Genomic DNA, 16,795 nt, shown 5'->3' with positions numbered 1-16,795 from the left:
CGGTATCATCTTATTTATTGAAAAGTTTTTATACTTTCTCAATCTGATCATAATCAAGTTCGATAAGAGTCTCTCTTCCAAACATTGATACAAAAGCTTTAATTTTTCTTTTTTCTTGACTAATGCTTTCTACAGTACCTATAAATTCTTCAAAAGGACCTTCTTTAACTTTTATAGTATCTCCTGCATTTAATTCTATAACAGGAAGTCTTTCTATAACTCCAAGTGCCTTTACTTCTTCATCAGTCAATGGAACCGGTTTAGACCCCGGACCTACAAAACCTGTAACACCCCTTGTGTTTCTTACAAGATACCAAGATTCATCGGTCATAATCATTTTAATTATTACATAACTAGGGAACATTTTTCTTTCTTTAATTTTCTTTTTGCCATTTTTAACTTCGGATACTTCTTCTACAGGCACTCTAACTTCAAAAATTATATCCTGCATTTCTCTGTTTTCAACAAGCTTTTCAATATTCGCTTTTACTTTATTTTCATGTCCCGAATATGTATGAACGACATACCATCTTGATCCTTGTGATTCTTGTTTCATACCTGCTTAGCTCCTTTTTAAACAATTAATGCAACTAAATTTTCAAATACAAGATCTAGTCCCCAAATTACTAAAGTCATAGCCAAAGTTGTCACAAGAACTACTACTGTATAGTTTGTCAATTCTTTCTTTGTAGGCCAATTTACTTTTCTTAACTCTGATTTTACACCCCTGAAATAGCTCTTTACTCGAGTTGTAAATTTTGGTTTTTCATTTTCTCTATTTGACATTTACTAACACCTCAATATGGTTATTTTGTTTCTTTATGAAGAGTATGCTTTCTACAGAATTTGCAATACTTGTTTAACTCTATTCTTTCAGGATTTTCTCTTTTGTTTTTCGTAGTGTCATAGTTTCTTTGTTTGCATTCTGTACAAGCTAATTTAACTGCAACTCTCATTTTTTCACACCTCCAAGGTCCTTATTTACACAATAAGACTCATTATCCAATTTAAGATATCATAAAACTGTTGACCTGTCAATATTTTTATTATGTGATTATCTTAAATTTTTATTAAACATATGTTAATCATTAAAAAAAGCTTCTGCCAAAAGCAAAAGCTTAATAAAAATTTATCAGCAACTTATTCTACAATATTTAATAAAACTTGTCAATAGTTTTTTTGCATAAATTGATGCTTTATAACAAAGACTGTACTTAGCAATTATTATTGAATAATTTTAGTAACAACTCCAGAACCAACTGTTCTTCCGCCTTCTCTAATAGCAAATCTTAATCCTTCTTCTATTGCTATTGGATGGATTAATTCTACTACAAATGTTGCGTTATCTCCTGGCATACACATTTCTACGCCTTCTTCTAAGTCTATTTGTCCTGTTATATCTGTTGTTCTAAAATAAAACTGTGGTCTATATCCATTAAAGAATGGTGTATGTCTTCCACCTTCTTCTTTTGTTAATACATATACTTCTGCATTGAACTTTGTATGTGGAGTTATTGTTCCTGGTTTTGCTAATACTTGACCTCTTTGGATGTCACTTCTTTGCACTCCTCTTAGTAATGCTCCTATATTGTCTCCTGCTTCTGCTTGATCCAATAATTTCTTGAACATTTCTACTCCTGTACATACTGTTTCTGTTGGTTCATCATTTAATCCAACAATTTGTACTTTATCTTGTACCTTTAATATTCCTCTTTCAACTCTTCCTGTTGCAACTGTGCCTCTTCCTGTGATTGAGAATACATCTTCTACTGGCATCAAGAATGGTTTGTCTTGGTCTCTTTCTGGTGTAGGTACTGTATCATCTACTGCCTGCATTAATTCTACTATTTTGTCTCCCCATTCACTATCTGGATCTTCTAATGCTTTTAATGCTGAGCCTACTATAATTGGTGTATTATCTCCATCAAATTCATATTCTGATAAAAGTTCTCTAACTTCCATCTCTACTAATTCGATTAATTCTGGATCATCTACCATATCTGCTTTGTTTAAAAATACTACTAATGATGGTACTCCAACCTGTCTTGCTAGTAAGATATGCTCTCTTGTTTGAGGCATTGGTCCATCTGCTGCTGATACTACTAAGATTCCTCCATCCATCTGTGCTGCTCCTGTAATCATATTCTTTACATAGTCAGCATGGCCTGGACAATCAACGTGTGCATAGTGTCTATTTGCTGTTTCATACTCAACGTGTGATGTTGATATTGTGATTCCTCTTTCTCTTTCTTCTGGAGCTTTATCTATATTGTCAAATGCTACTGCTTCTCCAGTTCCGTTTCTCTTATTTAATGTTATTGTTATTGCTGCTGTTAGTGTTGTTTTACCATGGTCAACGTGGCCTATTGTTCCTACGTTAACATGGGGTTTGTTTCTTTCAAATTTTTGCTTTGCCATTTTTATTTCCTCCTAGGATTTTTCATTGGAGCCTACGACCGGATTTGAACCGGTGACCTCTTACTTACCATGCAAGTGCTCTACCTCCTGAGCTACACAGGCATTTTTCAATACTATTTTACTATTAACAAAATTTATTGTCAATAGCAAATTGCATCAAATAATATAAGCTTCTAACTTTTCAGGCGGAGTCATAACTCCGCCTTATTCTTTTTATTATCACTTAATGTGATTTTCTATTTTCCACTTACAGAATTTTTTATATCCGTCTCTTAGTATTGCGCATAAACTTTTCTGTGAAGCTCCATGAAATCTAGATTTGATTTCATTAATCAAAGGTTCAACTCCATCATTTTCATAAATATTATATCCTATTATTAAGTCATTTAAAAACTTTTTCGCTTCTTTTGTAACTAAAGTACAGCTATTGTCTTCTATTATTCCAGTTTCATAATTTATTACTAAACCTAATCCTACATATCCATTAAATAACGCTGCAGGTATGTTTTCTGGAAGTCTAGCATATGATATAAAATATACAGTGTTATCATTATAATTAGTCTTATATCCTTCTCTCATAGAAACCTCCCATAAATATAATGTCCAAATCAATAATAATAATATATATTTTTTAAAAGCCTATGTCAAGATTTATATAAAAAAACAGGGGTACAATAGCTATTGCATCCCTGTTTCTCTTTTTTTACGATATCTTTAATTTAAATTTAAAATTTTCCTTGCTTCATCAGCAGTTGCTATTTCTCTTCCTACTGCGTTAGCTATATTTATTACTCTTTGCAATAACATTTCATTTGTTGCTAAAGTAGTTTTATTGTATTTCAAAACATCTTCAAGTCCTGTTCTTACATGACCACCCATTGCTATTGCCATAGTTATCATTTGAACTTGAGAGTTGCCAATACCAGATATATTCCATGTAGCATCTTTTGGAAGATTATCAACTAAGAACATTAAATTTTTAGGCGTTGCTGGCATTGAACCCTTAACATCTAAAACAAAATTAAAGTGAAGTGGCCCTTTTAAAATGCCCTTTTTTTGATAAAATAATGCTTGGAATAGCATTGCAGTATCAAATACTTCAATTTCTGGTTTAATATTATTATCTAACATCTTCTTTGCTAATGCTTCAACTAATTCAAGCGAATTAGCATTTACAGCACTAGGGAAGTTTGAAGACCCAGTAGACAAACTAGCCATATCAGCATTTGGTAAATCAAGCATTTGACTTCTCCATGCTATGGTATTTTCCCCACCTCTAGCACCTGTAGATACTTGTTTGATTATGTCAACTTTATCCTCATCAAGTTTATTTAATACTTCTTTAAATAATTTTCTGTCACTTGTAGGCTTAAGGTTTTCATCTCTTACATGTATGTGCGCAACTGCAGCTCCAAGGTCCTTACATTTCTTTATATCCGCAACTATTTCATCAACAGTTAATGGTGCATTTGGGTTATTTTCCTTAGTTGGGACATTCCCAGTTGGTGCGATTGTTAATATTAGCTTTTCCATAAGCCACCTCCATAAACATATATATTATAATATTTCATCACATGTTTTCTTAATAGCTGTTTCAAGTCCTTCAAATAATATATCAACTTCTTCTTTTGCTATATTGATTGGTGGAGCTATTAAAACATGATCACCTCTTACTCCATCTACTGAGCCACCACCAGGATATGGTACAATGCCAGCGTCAAGACAATAGTTAGTAATCTTGCTATTTACTTTTTCTTTTGCATCAAACGGCTCTTTAGTAGCTTTATCTTTAACAAATTCTACACCAATCATTAAGCCTTTACCTCTGATGTCTCCTACTATAGGATATTTGTATAAATCTTGCATTTTTTCCATTAGGTATTGACCTTGTTTAGCACTATTTTCAACATATCCTTCTCTTTCAATGATACTCATAACCTTCCAAGCAATACCCGCTGACAATGGATTACCAGCATATGTATGTCCATGATGGAAGCTACCAGAACCGTTAACCATAATTGTATTATGAATTTCATCGCTAACAGTTGCTGTTCCAATAGGTGTATAACCACAGCTCATTCCTTTAGCAGTACAAATAATATCTGGTACTACATTGCCATAATGTTCTATAGCCATTTTCTTTCCTGTTCTTCCACAACCAGCCATAACTTCATCATCAATCCATAACACATCATATCTATTACAAATTTCTCTTACCATTTCAAAGTATATAGGTGTTGGATGTACACCAGGTGCAGCTGAACCAACTACAGGTTCACTGATAAATGCCATAACATTTTCAGGACCTTGTCTTAGTATTTCTGTTTCTAAAGCTTGAGCACATTTAATACTTGTCTCTTCTAAAGTATCACAACCCCACATGTTTCTATAATGATAGAATTGCGGAATTTTAGGGAATTGCACTAATATTGGATCATAAATTTTCTTCCTACCTGTTATTCCAGTCATAGATAATGAACCAATTGTATTACCATGGAATGAATTCCATTTTGAAATTACTTTCCATTTACTTGATTTTCCATCTCTTTCAACAAAATATTGTCTTGCAAGCTTAAGTGCAGTCTCTGTTGCTTCTGAACCACCTGATACAAAGTATACATGATTTAAATCGCCAGGAGTCCATTGAGCTAATTTATGCGCACAGTCCTCTATAGTATCAACAGTCCATCTTGACAAATGAGTAAATGCAACTTTTTCCATTTGCTCTTTTGTATATTCTGCAACTTCTTTGTTTCCATGACCAATATTAGCAACTGCAGAACCTGAACATGCATCTAAATATTTCTTACCATTCTCTCCATAAAGGAAAACTCCTTCTCCCTTTACTACTTTTGGATAATTCCAATTTTGATTACGATAAAACACTTCATTTTTTGGTGCTTTGTTTAAACTCATTATTATACCTCCTGATTTTAATTACGCTTTTGTTATATCAACTTTTTCTGTATTAAATCTTTCATAGTCAAATGTACCTTCTAGTTTAGATACAACTGCTGCAACGATTAAATCTCCATGAGAGTTTGTAGCTGTATGAATCTGATCAACTATACGATAAATACCAGCAACTAAGGCAATTGCCTCTAATGGTAGTCCCATACTTTCTAATAAAGTTATACTGATAACCAGTCCTATAGACGGAACAGCAGCACAACCTACTGCTAATAATGTAGCTTGGAATACTAACATAATTTGTGTTGCAATGCTTAAATCCATACCATAAAGCTGACTTGCAAAAACAACTATAATTCCAAAATAAATACAAGTACCATTCATGTTCATTGTTGCACCTAATGGTAGTACAAAACTTGAATTTTCTTCTGGTATACCAACATCTTTAGAAAGTTTCATAGCTACTGGTAACGCTGCAGAAGATGTACATGTACTAAATGCAATTAACCATGGTTCAAATGCTTTTTTAAAGAATTTAATTGGATTGACTTTCACAATTAGGCCTAAACATATAACCCATAAAACAACAATAGTAAATGTTATTGCTGATAAATAATCTGCAATTATAAACTTAAGTATAGGTCCAAAGATTTCAACACCAAATTGTGCTGTTGCATTTGCCATTAATCCAAAAACCCCATAAGGTGTAAACTTTACAACTATGTCTATTATTTTAAACATTGTTTCTGAACAAATTTCAATAAAATCAGTTACAGGCTTTGCTCTTTCTCCAACCATAATAAGTGCTATACCTACAAATATAGAGAATGAAATAATATGAAGCATAGTTCCATTAGCCATGGAAGCTATAGGATTTTCTGGGAAGAAATCTAATACAGAATCAAGAAAACCAGGTAGTTCTTTCATCTCAATACTATCAGCTGCAACACTTCCTAAATCCATTGCTGAACCTGGTTTTATAATATTAGCAATTATTAAACCAATTGTTACTGCACCTGCTGAAGTCCCTAAGAATAGTAAAATTGTTCTCACTCCAGTATTAGCAAGTCTTTTAATGTCACCTAAACTGATTACTCCACTAGTTATAGAGAAAAATACTAACGGAACAATACCCATTTTAATCAACCTTAAAAATAAATTACCAACGAAAACACATACTTCTAAAATCTTTGCTATGGTTGGATTGTCAGGGCCACCCATATTACTAAAAATGATTCCTACGATTACACCTAATATTAGGCCGATAAAAATTTTGTGATACAACTTAAGTTCAAATTTTTTCTTTTCCATATATTCCTCCTTATTTTATATTATTAGCGTTATAAACGCTAAAAACCGAAATAATAAAAATTATTTAGACGCTAAGTTGAATTCTACAATAAAAAAACCAGCATAAACACATCTATTCAAATAGACATATTCGCTGGTTTAAATTTGTTTTATAATATTGCTTTACATACTTTCACAACATTATCGCAAATTAAGCAGTCTTAATATTAAATTATAAAAATATTGTTTCGTTTCATAGATTATTATACAACATAGTGAAAACATTGTCAATATTTTTTTACTAATTTTAAAAACAACATCTATTTATCTTTTGAGAATTTCTCTTTATTATTTCTTATTTTTTTCTTAATTCTCTGTAAAGCATTATCAATTGATTTAATATCTCTATGTAATGTTAAAGCTATTTCTTCATATGTTTTACCTTTTCCGAATTCCCTTAGTACTGATTTTTCTAAATTTGATAAAATTTCTGTTGTAAATGTTTGATATGTGGAAATTTCTTCTTTACTTATAAAAACATCTTCTGGATTAAGACTATCCTTATCCTGCAATTTGTCAAAAACGATTTCCCCATCTTCCGAATTTATTGTATCATAAATTGAAATACATCTGTTTAATAAATCATTATTTTTAGTTTTTCTTATAGCAGAAACAATTTGTCTGCGAATACATAGTTCAGCAAAGCTTCTGAAGTTACAATCATATTCTATATTATAACTATTCACGGCTTTTAGAAAGCCAATCATAGCTTCCTGAAATAAATCGTCTACACTTCCCCCCATAATGAAAAACGAACTAACTATTTTTTTTACAATAAACGCATATCGTTTGCATAAATATCTTTCTGCTTTGTTATCGCAATTCCTAATTTTTTGAATAAGTTCTTTATCAGAAAGCCCCTCATATTTTTCACTTTCATAGATAAAATCGTTGAATAACCCAATTGAACTTACCATATTTCCCCCATTAAGTTAATATTAAAATTATAAATTAGATAGATATAATTCGTCAACCAGTCATATGCTTTTTCTTAATTTTTCAAGCTTTTTCAACGTTTCAGAATCTAAGACTTGGTCAACATTTGTTCCTTTCTGTCGAGTTTGTTCTGTTTTTGTCCTAATATCTAATTTTGTATTTTCTAACTCTAACAACATTTCTTTAGCAGAAATTCGTGTACCACCTCTGGCTAAAACTATTTGTTGTATTGAATTGTCAGAAGTAGCTACTTGTACACGTTCATATCTTCCAATTTTATCAAGCTGTTTTTCTATATAGCTATCTGCTGTTTCGTTTTCTTTAGTATATACAACTTCAATGCCAGCATATTTTTCTATTTTTTCCAAACTTCCCTTTACAAGATGTGCATCAAATACGACAACCACCTTTATACCCTTATATGCTTGATATTCAATTAATAATTCAATAAGCTTATTCCTGCTATTTTCAATATTTTTAGCTACATCCCTATAATATGACCATTGATTAATAATATTATATCCATCAATAAATAAATACTCCTTTTTCATTCGTGCCATTTTAAATTCCTCTTTGCTTAATAACTTCATAAATAATTATAGAAGTAGCGCAAGAAGCATTTAACGAATTAACATTTCCGTTCATTGGAATCTTTATTAAAATATCACATTTTTCTTTAACTAACCTACCTATACCTTTTCCTTCACTTCCTATTACTAAGCCTATAGGAACATCATATTTTTCATCATAAATATATTTTTTTGCATCCATATCTGCGCCAAAAATCCACAGTCCTTTATCTTTTAATTCATCTAAAGTTTTACTTATATTATTAACTCTAACAACTGGTAAATATTCAATAGCTCCAGCAGAAGATTTTGCAACAATTCCATTGACCTGTGCAGCTCTTCGTTTTGGAATTATAATGCCATGCACTCCTAAACATTCTGCACTTCTTATGATTGCGCCTAAATTATGAACATCTGTTATTTCATCAAGAATTACAATAAATGGTTTTTCTCCTTTTTTTAATGCATATTCCAAAACATCGTCAATTTCCTTATATTCATATTCCATCGCCTCAGCTATAACTCCTTGATGCCTTCCGTTTTCACTTAATTTATCAAGAGCAATTTTATTTACGTATTTAACTGTTATATTCTTTTCCTTTGCTAATTGAAGTATCCTCGTCACAGAACCCAAAGTTTCTCTATTGATTAAAATTTTATCAATTTGAGAATCGCTTTTTAAAGCTTCAATCACTGGATTTCTTCCCTCTATTATCCTCATCTTTATCTTCCTTCTTTAATATTTCTATCGTTTTATTAAACAATTCTAGTAATCTATCAATTTCATGATTTAAATATAAGTAACCAAACAATGCTTCAAATCCTGTTGCATATCTATAATCCATGAAATCAACGTTTTTAGGAGAAGAAGTAACTTTTGAATTCCTTCCTCTTTTAACAACTTTCCTTTCTTCATCAGTTAATATATAATCTAACTCCTTAATTATATTGGCTTGAGCCTTTGCCTTAACAAACTTTACTGCAATTCTATGCATTTTATTTACACTACATTCATAATTATCAACAATATAACTTCTCACAAGTAGCTCATAAACAGCATCACCTGCATAAGCAAGTTGTGCAGGTGAATGCATGAAATTCTTATATGACACAATGGAATTCATTTTTCTCATTATTTCATTATTAGTTTTTCCCATTACCTTACCCTTTTCCAATTAACACCTTGTCTTGTATCTTCCAAAATAACACCTTTTTCTAGCAAAGCCGCTCTAATAGAATCAGCAAGTTGATAGTTTTTGTTTTTCTTTGCTTCTGTTCTTTTTTGTATCATTTCTTCTATACGTTTTACTTCATCTTCATTAATATATTCTGATTCATCTTCATTCTTCAACAAATCTAAGGATAAAACTTGATCAAAATCTTCAATAAGAAATAATTTTTCATTGTTATTTAAATCATCATCCTTCAACATATTATATAAAACAGTAATACCATTTGCTGTATTTAAATCATCTTCAATACAACTTTTAAACTCTTTTTTATATTTATTTACACCATCATTTACTAATTCGTCTTCTCTTTTATTTTTCTTTATAATTTTTATTCTATTTCTTAATTTTAAATATGCATTTTCAGAAGATTTAAGTGAATCAAAGGAAAACGCAAGTTGTTTTCTATAATGAGAATTTAAAACAAAATATCTATATGAAAGAGGATTAAATCCTTTTTTCTCCAACAGAGATAACGTAAGGAATTCTCCACTTGATTTACTCATTTTCCCTTCATTGTCTATTAGAAATTCACCATGCCACCAATATTTAACCCAATCTTTACCTGTATAACTTTCTGTTTGAGCTATTTCATTAGTATGATGAACTGGTATATGATCTACACCTCCACAATGTATATCCATTTGTTCCCCTAAATTTATAAGACTTATTACTGAACATTCTATATGCCAGCCAGGATAACCAACTCCCCATGGTGAATCCCATTTCATTGCTTGATTTTCAAATTTAGATTTAGTAAACCAAAGAACGAAGTCCTGAGGATTCTTTTTATGTACATCTATAGAAACATCATCTCTAGAAGCAGTTCTTAATTGATCTAAATCCATTCCAGAAAGCTTAGTATAATTTTCTACTTTGGTTATATCAAAATACACATTTCCATTAGCTATGTATGTAAAACCTTTATTCTCCAACCCCTCAATAAATCCTATATAATTATTAATATAATCTGTTGCCTTAGCAACTACATCAGCTTTTTTAATATTTAATTTTTCTATGTCAGAAAAAAAAGCATCTGCATAATATTGAGCTAGTTCCCAAACAGTTTTGTTTTCTCTTTTAGCTCCTTTCAACATTTTGTCTTCACCTTCATCTGCATCTGATTCCAAGTGTCCAACATCTGTAATATTCATTACCCTTTTTACATTATATCCAATATATCTTAGAGCTTTTTCCAAAACATCTTCATGTATATACATTCTTAAATTTCCTAAGTGGGCATAGTTATAAACCGTAGGACCACAAGTGTACATTTTAACTAAATTATTATCTATCGGTTGAAAATCTTCTATGGATCTTGATAATGTATTATAAAGTTTCATTAAATCCTCCTATAACAATTATTTATTTTAACGATTGATTACAATTATTAACAATTTACTTACTATAAATTATGTATTACATATTTCTATTTCATTTGTTTTTTCTATTGTATTCTATTGCTCACTAATTAATTCTCTGCTATTCTCCTATTTTTTCTCTTTTGTTATAACATTATATAATAATGAACATATTGTATCAAGTTATTTTTGTTCAAATTTAATATTGTGTTACTTTTTAGCTGTTTAATTTATTCTCATTTTCTAACTATGTAATGTATTTGTAATGGTTTTTTTGTCTATTTATGTTATAATTTCTGTAATTTACAAAGTACATAGTTCTTATACGAGGGAGATGAAATATGAAAAAATTTTTAATATTGCTGTTTCTTATTTTAACTTTTACTATAACTGTTACATATGGCGAAACTATTACAGGTTACACCAATATTTCTAATATAGGTATTTATAACGAGCCTAATTATACTTCTTCAGTAAATGATATTTTAAAATTGAATACCAAAGTTAAAATAATAGAAGAAAATAATGATTGGTATAAAGTTAAAACCGAAGATGGAAAAAATGGCTGGATAGAAAAATATTTTATTAATGTCCCTGCTTCAAGATATGTTGTGAACTATTCTAATTACAGAATCAATATTCGTACATCTCCTACAACCGGTTCTAAAATTGTAGGACAATTATTGCCAAATGAAAAGGCAAAATATATTGATACTTACCATAGCTGGCATATTATTGAATATAATGGTTCAGAATATTATGTAGCTAGTTGGTTAACAAATATTGTTTCTAAGGAGCTAGAAGAAGTGTATCTCTTACATGATATGATAAATATTAGAGATGATGCTTCTACTAATAGTAATATAATTGTACAAGGAAATAAAAATGATTCCTATATTGTTTTAGGTGAAAGTAATGGCTGGTTAAAAGTAGAACTACCAAATAAACAAACTGGTTATGTTGCAGGGTGGCTTACTACCTATGATTTGAATTATTACTCAGAAGGTCATTATGGGTATAAACTTACTTCTGATAACTTGAATTTAAGAACGGGACCATCATCAGATAATGAAAAAATAACTACAATAAAAACAAACTCTTCTGTTAAAGTTATTGCAACAGAAAACGGATGGGATAAAGTTCTTTATGATAATGGACAAGTTGGTTGGTGCAGCAATGATTATTTGAAAACAATTAATCCTTTACGAGGCAAAAAAATTTTACTCGACCCTGGCCACGGAGGAAAAGATCCTGGTGCTATTAGTTTCACAGGGAAATATGAAAAACATATAAATTTAACTGTGGCTTATAAGCTTAAAGATAAATTAGAAAAACTTGGTGCGACAGTTTATATGACGCGAAATGATGATACCTATATTAACAACACAGCGAGAGGTAAAATGGCAGATAATCTTAATGCAGATATATTACTGTCAATTCATCATAACTCGCTGGGAAACAGTGATTACTTTGGTTTATCAACGTATTATAATACTATAAATTACAAAGATACAAAACATGGGTACGATTTAGCAGAATCAATTTATTTAAACGCTGTAACGATTAATGGTGTATATAGAGATGGTATATTAGATAGAAATTATGAAGTGTTGAGAGAAACTAACACCCCTGCCGCTCTAATAGAAATTGGTTTTATGTCAAATCCTAAAGAAGAAATGAATATTCACGACGCAAGTTTTCAAAACCTAATGGTACAAAAGATTGCAGATGGTATAATTGATTATTTCTTAAATTAATAAATAAAGAATATGAACAATTTCTTTATTTCAGCCTGAACGCTAGCTAAGCATCTCATACACTTGAAATTAGAGATCTTAGCTAGCGTATTATAATAATTAAAAACCTTACAAGTTGTCATATAAATAGTTTTGCAAAAATTTCAATTATCAAACTTTCCTTAACTGCTAATGACAATATTTTATTATGTTTTATAAATGCTGGCACATTTTTTGTATACTTCAAAGGACATTCTTTGAACTTACAAACTACTAGATTAAGAAACTCTAACATATTATAGATTTTAAATCTTTCAATATCTTCATATTTATCAGCAATTTGTTCTACTAATCTGATTATAATATCTTGATAATCATTGTTTTCTTTCATTTCAAGGATATTTTCTAATCTAGGCATTATTTTCTCAAATAACATTCTTTCTACTGGTAAGTCCTCATAACCCAATATTATGCCAATATTTCTAATTCTACCTTTTTTAAGTATAATAAACTCTGACATGAATTCTATAAAATTTCCTTTATAAGGATAACAATAATATTTATAACCCTTAAGTTTTTTAAATACTTTCATAGTATCATAATAGCCTAAATTAATAAATTCTTCGGACCGTTCCCTATTGAAGTCTAATGCTCCTATTACACCTCCAAGGCTTTCCACAGGCTGTATATATGTTACTTTAATATTCTTTAACTTTACCTTTTTTACAATGCCTATTGCTAAAGTTCTTACTGCTATAAAATCTGTATATCCTTTTTTTGCAAGTACACCAATTGGTAGATTGTCGTAAAATCCACCGTCTAAATATTTTTTTCCGTCCATTTCTTCTATTTTAAATGCTGGTAAATTAGCACTTGCTATTAAAAAATCAATAAGTCTGCCATAAGGTATCTCTTCCTTTAAAAGCTCCATTGGTTTTTTATCAGTTAAATTGTATGTTACTATACCAAAATCTTTATCAGATATTCTAATTTTATCTTCATTAATATAAGTTTCCAAAAGGGCTCTGATTTTCGAAGTATCCAACCCTCTATTGTTTAAAATTTCTTTAGAAATATTTAATAAATAGGGGAGATTTATTTCTTGCAAATTAAAAGTTTTTAGATTAATGATGGCACTCTCGTCAATATCAAATAAATCAGAAGAATTTGTTTTATACCAAATATCTTCTAAAATTTTATCATCACCTTGAACCATTAAAGCACCATTTAAAGCACCAATAGAAGTGCCAGAAATACCACCTATTTCAATATTTAATTCCTTTAAAGCTTTATACGCTCCTACATGATAGGCACCTCTGGCTCCTCCCCCTTCTAATACTAACCCATACATTCTTACCACTACTCAATTGATAACAACTTAACTGAGCTTACTCCCTTTATTTTTTTCAATTCTGCAATCATTTCATCAATAGATTGTACAATGTCAGATATATCTAAAGAAACATTAACCGAAGCCTTGCCGTTAATTGGAATACTTTGATTAATAGTCAATATGCTTACTTTTGAACCAGATAAACAATTTAAAACATTAGAAAGAACTCCCTTTTCATGCCTTAACATCATTGAAACTACTGCTTTTCTACCAATTGAGTTTTCATCAGGAGAAAATACATAATCCTTATACTTATAATATGTACTTCTGCTAATGCCAACCCTTTTTACAGCTTCACTTATACCTTTTACACTTCCACTATTAATTAAGTTTCGAGCTTCAATTACCTTATCATACACCTCCGGCAATATTTTTTTACTTACTATTAGATATTTTTTTAGCATTATGCCACCTCTCTTCTTATATTACGGTAACACCGATTTTATCAGATTGTAAAATTTTAATTCTCCAATTATCTTTTAAATTTATTATATTATTTTTTATATTATTTGCAAAATCAATATTTATAATAATGTTCATTAATGTTGGTCCTGAGCCACTAACAAAAAATGCAATTGACCCATTATCTATACAAATTTTTTCTACTTCATCAAATTCATTAATTAATTTTTGTCTATACCTTTGGTGCAATTTATCCTTTAATGATTTATTTATTAATTGCATATTTGCTTCTTCTAATGCCTTTAATAAAACTGCAACTCTTGATAAATTGAATATTGCATCTCTGAAATCTACCTCTTTGGGAAGAAGTTTTCTAGATTCAACTGTAGGCGTTTCAAAATCAGGTATTAATGCACAAAACATCAATTTTTCATTAATATTGTATTTAATACAATATGGTATCCCGTCATCCATCATAGATGCAGTCAATCCTCCATATACAGCAGGAGCAATATTATCTGGATGTCCTTCTATTTTAACTGCAATTTTAAATAATTCATCCTTACTTAAATTACCCTTAAGTAAGGCATTTGCTCCAAATACTCCTCCAACAATACAAGCTGAGCTACTACCAAGTCCTCTAGAAAGGGGTATATTTGTATTCATAGTAATTTTTATTCCCTTTATTTCATAGCCAATTTCTTTAGCTGTATACATAAATGCTTTATATACTAGATTATCTTTATTTTTATATACGTCAAGGCATCCTTCAATTATTAATCCTCTTTCTTTCTCTTCAAAAATATATGTATTATATAAATTCAAAGCAATACCTAAGGTATCAAAACCTGGTCCTAAATTAGCAGTAGAAGCAGGCACCGTTACTTTAACCATTTTAACTTCTCCATTCTTCTGTCATTTTATTATATTTTTATAAACCTATTTCATATTAATAATTGTTATTGTTTTACTATTGTTCTTACATATTCCTCCATTTTATCAATTTCGCATACCTTGTTATGTATCACTGGCTTGTTCTCTAGTCCTTGTAAGTTAGTAGGTATTTCTATTCCTGTTTTCTTAGAAAGCTCGTACATTATTTCAAGTTCTTGTTGCTCTTCAGTATCAAATAAAGCTTTGTAAACACTTCTAGAAAATTTAAAAGGACTTGCTGTAGATAAAACTACACTAATAGTATTATCACCAGTTTCATCTTTATAATCTTCAAGAGTTTTATATGCTACAGCCGTATGTGTATCTAGTAAATAACCATATTTTTCAAATACTTCTTTAATTGTAGTTTCTGTATCTTTAGCAAAAACACATCCTCCATAGAATTCTGAAGAAATTTTATTTTTTACTTTTTCATTAACTTCATATCTACCCTTTAAACTAAGATCATCCATTAACTTCTTCACTTCATTATTGTCTTTATCATATAAGAAATATAATAATCTTTCTAAATTACTAGATACAATTATATCCATAGATGGAGAAATTGTTTTATAAAACTGTCTGTTTCTATCATAAATTCCCGTATTAATAAAATCAAATAATACATTATTTTCATTTGAGGCACATATAAGCTTGTTAATTGGCAACCCCATTTGTTTAGCATAATAACCAGCTAAAATATTTCCAAAATTTCCTGTAGGAACTGAAAAATTAATTTTATCTTTTAACTTAATTATATCTTTTTCTATTAATTTAACATATGTGTAAAAATAATATACTATTTGGGGTATAAGTCTCCCAATATTTATAGAATTTGCTGAAGAAAAAACCTTATTGTATTCCATCAAATTTTCAATCAAATTTTTATCAGTAAATAATTTTTTTACTCCAGATTGAGCGTCATCAAAATTTCCTTTTATAGCGCATACATGCGTATTTGATCCTTCCTGTGTAACCATTTGAGCTTTCTGAACTTGACTAACTCCGTTTTCAGGATAAAAAACTATTATTTTTGTACCTTTTATATCCTTGAATCCCTCTAAGGCAGCCTTCCCTGTATCTCCTGAGGTTGCAGTAAGTATTATTACTTCATCCTGTCTATCATTCATCTCATAAGACGCTGTTATTAAATGCGGTAAAATTGAAAGTGCTACATCTTTAAAAGCGGAAGTAGGACCATGAAACAATTCAGTAATATAACACCCTCCTACCTTTACAACAGGCGTTATTTCTTCTGTACTGAATTTTTTAGTATAAGCTTTTGATATACAATCATTGATTTTTTCTTCTGGAAAATCATCAAGCATTAATTTTAACACTTTTCGTGAAATTTCTGCGTAGCTTTTATATAGTAACTTTTCTATATCTATTTTTTTATCCTTTAAATTTCTCATAACAAATAATCCACCATCATGGGCAATACCATTTAATACAGCTTCTGAAGCAGTTACCTTTAAATTTGAATTCCTAGTACTTTCATAACTCATCAGCATCTCTATTCCTCCAAGTCAAGTTATCTTTAATACATTGCGCCTAT

18 protein-coding genes and 1 tRNA gene are annotated in these 16,795 nt (G+C 30.0%); 1 reads left to right on the top strand and 18 read right to left on the bottom strand.

The window, feature by feature from the left end; genetic code table 11:
- Nucleotides 1-28: 28 nt before the first annotated feature.
- From nusG to cysS, 14 genes are all read right to left on the bottom strand, one after another.
- Nucleotides 29-556: a transcription termination/antitermination protein NusG gene (nusG, locus tag U8307_RS12490; protein WP_326908350.1), complete on the bottom strand. Its 528-nt coding sequence runs from the start codon at nt 554-556 to the stop codon at nt 29-31.
- Nucleotides 557-573: 17 nt separating this feature from the next.
- Nucleotides 574-786, bottom strand: a complete 213-nt coding sequence (secE, locus tag U8307_RS12485) for a preprotein translocase subunit SecE (protein WP_326908348.1) — start codon at nt 784-786, stop codon at nt 574-576.
- A gap of 20 nt (nt 787-806) precedes the next feature.
- Nucleotides 807-956 (bottom strand): 50S ribosomal protein L33, encoded by a 150-nt coding sequence (gene rpmG, locus U8307_RS12480; RefSeq protein ID WP_326908346.1) that lies wholly within the window; start codon nt 954-956, stop codon nt 807-809.
- Between the two features lie 268 nt (nt 957-1,224).
- On the bottom strand, nt 1,225-2,418 hold the full coding sequence (gene tuf, locus U8307_RS12475; RefSeq protein WP_326908344.1) for an elongation factor Tu: 1,194 nt from the start codon (nt 2,416-2,418) through the stop codon (nt 1,225-1,227).
- A gap of 26 nt (nt 2,419-2,444) precedes the next feature.
- A tRNA-Thr gene (locus tag U8307_RS12470) sits at nt 2,445-2,520 on the bottom strand.
- Between the two features lie 117 nt (nt 2,521-2,637).
- The gene (locus U8307_RS12465) at nt 2,638-2,997 is read right to left on the bottom strand and encodes a DUF3870 domain-containing protein (protein WP_326908342.1); all 360 of its coding nucleotides are present in this window, start codon (nt 2,995-2,997) and stop codon (nt 2,638-2,640) included.
- A gap of 135 nt (nt 2,998-3,132) precedes the next feature.
- Complete coding sequence (locus U8307_RS12460) at nt 3,133-3,951, bottom strand: 3-keto-5-aminohexanoate cleavage protein (RefSeq protein WP_326908340.1); 819 nt, start codon at nt 3,949-3,951, stop codon at nt 3,133-3,135.
- A 24-nt stretch (nt 3,952-3,975) separates the two neighbouring features.
- The gene (locus tag U8307_RS12455) at nt 3,976-5,334 is read right to left on the bottom strand and encodes an aspartate aminotransferase family protein (RefSeq protein WP_326908338.1); all 1,359 of its coding nucleotides are present in this window, start codon (nt 5,332-5,334) and stop codon (nt 3,976-3,978) included.
- Nucleotides 5,335-5,355: 21 nt separating this feature from the next.
- Nucleotides 5,356-6,639: a dicarboxylate/amino acid:cation symporter gene (locus U8307_RS12450; protein WP_326908336.1), complete on the bottom strand. Its 1,284-nt coding sequence runs from the start codon at nt 6,637-6,639 to the stop codon at nt 5,356-5,358.
- A gap of 299 nt (nt 6,640-6,938) precedes the next feature.
- The gene (locus tag U8307_RS12445; protein ID WP_326908334.1) at nt 6,939-7,595 is read right to left on the bottom strand and encodes a sigma-70 family RNA polymerase sigma factor; all 657 of its coding nucleotides are present in this window, start codon (nt 7,593-7,595) and stop codon (nt 6,939-6,941) included.
- Between the two features lie 60 nt (nt 7,596-7,655).
- The gene (locus U8307_RS12440) at nt 7,656-8,174 is read right to left on the bottom strand and encodes an NYN domain-containing protein (protein ID WP_326908332.1); all 519 of its coding nucleotides are present in this window, start codon (nt 8,172-8,174) and stop codon (nt 7,656-7,658) included.
- Nucleotide 8,175: 1 nt separating this feature from the next.
- Complete coding sequence (gene rlmB / locus U8307_RS12435) at nt 8,176-8,904, bottom strand: 23S rRNA (guanosine(2251)-2'-O)-methyltransferase RlmB (RefSeq protein WP_326908330.1); 729 nt, start codon at nt 8,902-8,904, stop codon at nt 8,176-8,178.
- Nucleotides 8,870-9,340 (bottom strand): Mini-ribonuclease 3, encoded by a 471-nt coding sequence (locus U8307_RS12430; protein ID WP_326908328.1) that lies wholly within the window; start codon nt 9,338-9,340, stop codon nt 8,870-8,872. The genes rlmB and U8307_RS12430 overlap by 35 nt, the downstream gene beginning before the upstream one ends.
- Nucleotides 9,340-10,755 (bottom strand): cysteine--tRNA ligase, encoded by a 1,416-nt coding sequence (cysS, locus tag U8307_RS12425; protein WP_326908326.1) that lies wholly within the window; start codon nt 10,753-10,755, stop codon nt 9,340-9,342. The genes U8307_RS12430 and cysS overlap by 1 nt, the downstream gene beginning before the upstream one ends.
- A gap of 359 nt (nt 10,756-11,114) precedes the next feature.
- Here cysS and U8307_RS12420 point away from each other — a divergent pair, with 359 nt between their 5' ends.
- Nucleotides 11,115-12,530, top strand: a complete 1,416-nt coding sequence (locus U8307_RS12420) for an N-acetylmuramoyl-L-alanine amidase (RefSeq protein ID WP_326908324.1) — start codon at nt 11,115-11,117, stop codon at nt 12,528-12,530.
- A gap of 118 nt (nt 12,531-12,648) precedes the next feature.
- Here the strand turns inward: U8307_RS12420 and U8307_RS12415 are convergent, their stop codons facing one another.
- From U8307_RS12415 to thrC, 4 genes are all read right to left on the bottom strand, one after another.
- A complete protein-coding gene (locus U8307_RS12415) occupies nt 12,649-13,860 on the bottom strand; it encodes a patatin-like phospholipase family protein (RefSeq protein ID WP_326908322.1) in 1,212 nt (403 codons plus the stop codon).
- A gap of 8 nt (nt 13,861-13,868) precedes the next feature.
- Complete coding sequence (locus tag U8307_RS12410) at nt 13,869-14,306, bottom strand: ACT domain-containing protein (protein ID WP_326908320.1); 438 nt, start codon at nt 14,304-14,306, stop codon at nt 13,869-13,871.
- A gap of 16 nt (nt 14,307-14,322) precedes the next feature.
- On the bottom strand, nt 14,323-15,198 hold the full coding sequence (gene thrB, locus U8307_RS12405) for a homoserine kinase (RefSeq protein WP_326908318.1): 876 nt from the start codon (nt 15,196-15,198) through the stop codon (nt 14,323-14,325).
- Nucleotides 15,199-15,263: 65 nt separating this feature from the next.
- Nucleotides 15,264-16,745 (bottom strand): threonine synthase, encoded by a 1,482-nt coding sequence (gene thrC, locus U8307_RS12400; protein ID WP_326911610.1) that lies wholly within the window; start codon nt 16,743-16,745, stop codon nt 15,264-15,266.
- Nucleotides 16,746-16,795 lie beyond the last annotated feature (50 nt).

Origin of the sequence: Sedimentibacter sp. MB31-C6, assembly GCF_035934735.1 — a bacterium.
Taxonomy (GTDB): Bacteria; Bacillota; Clostridia; order Tissierellales; family Sedimentibacteraceae; genus Sedimentibacter.
The sequence above is the reverse complement of the archived record's forward strand: the minus strand, read 5'-3'. Positions and strand labels throughout refer to the sequence as shown.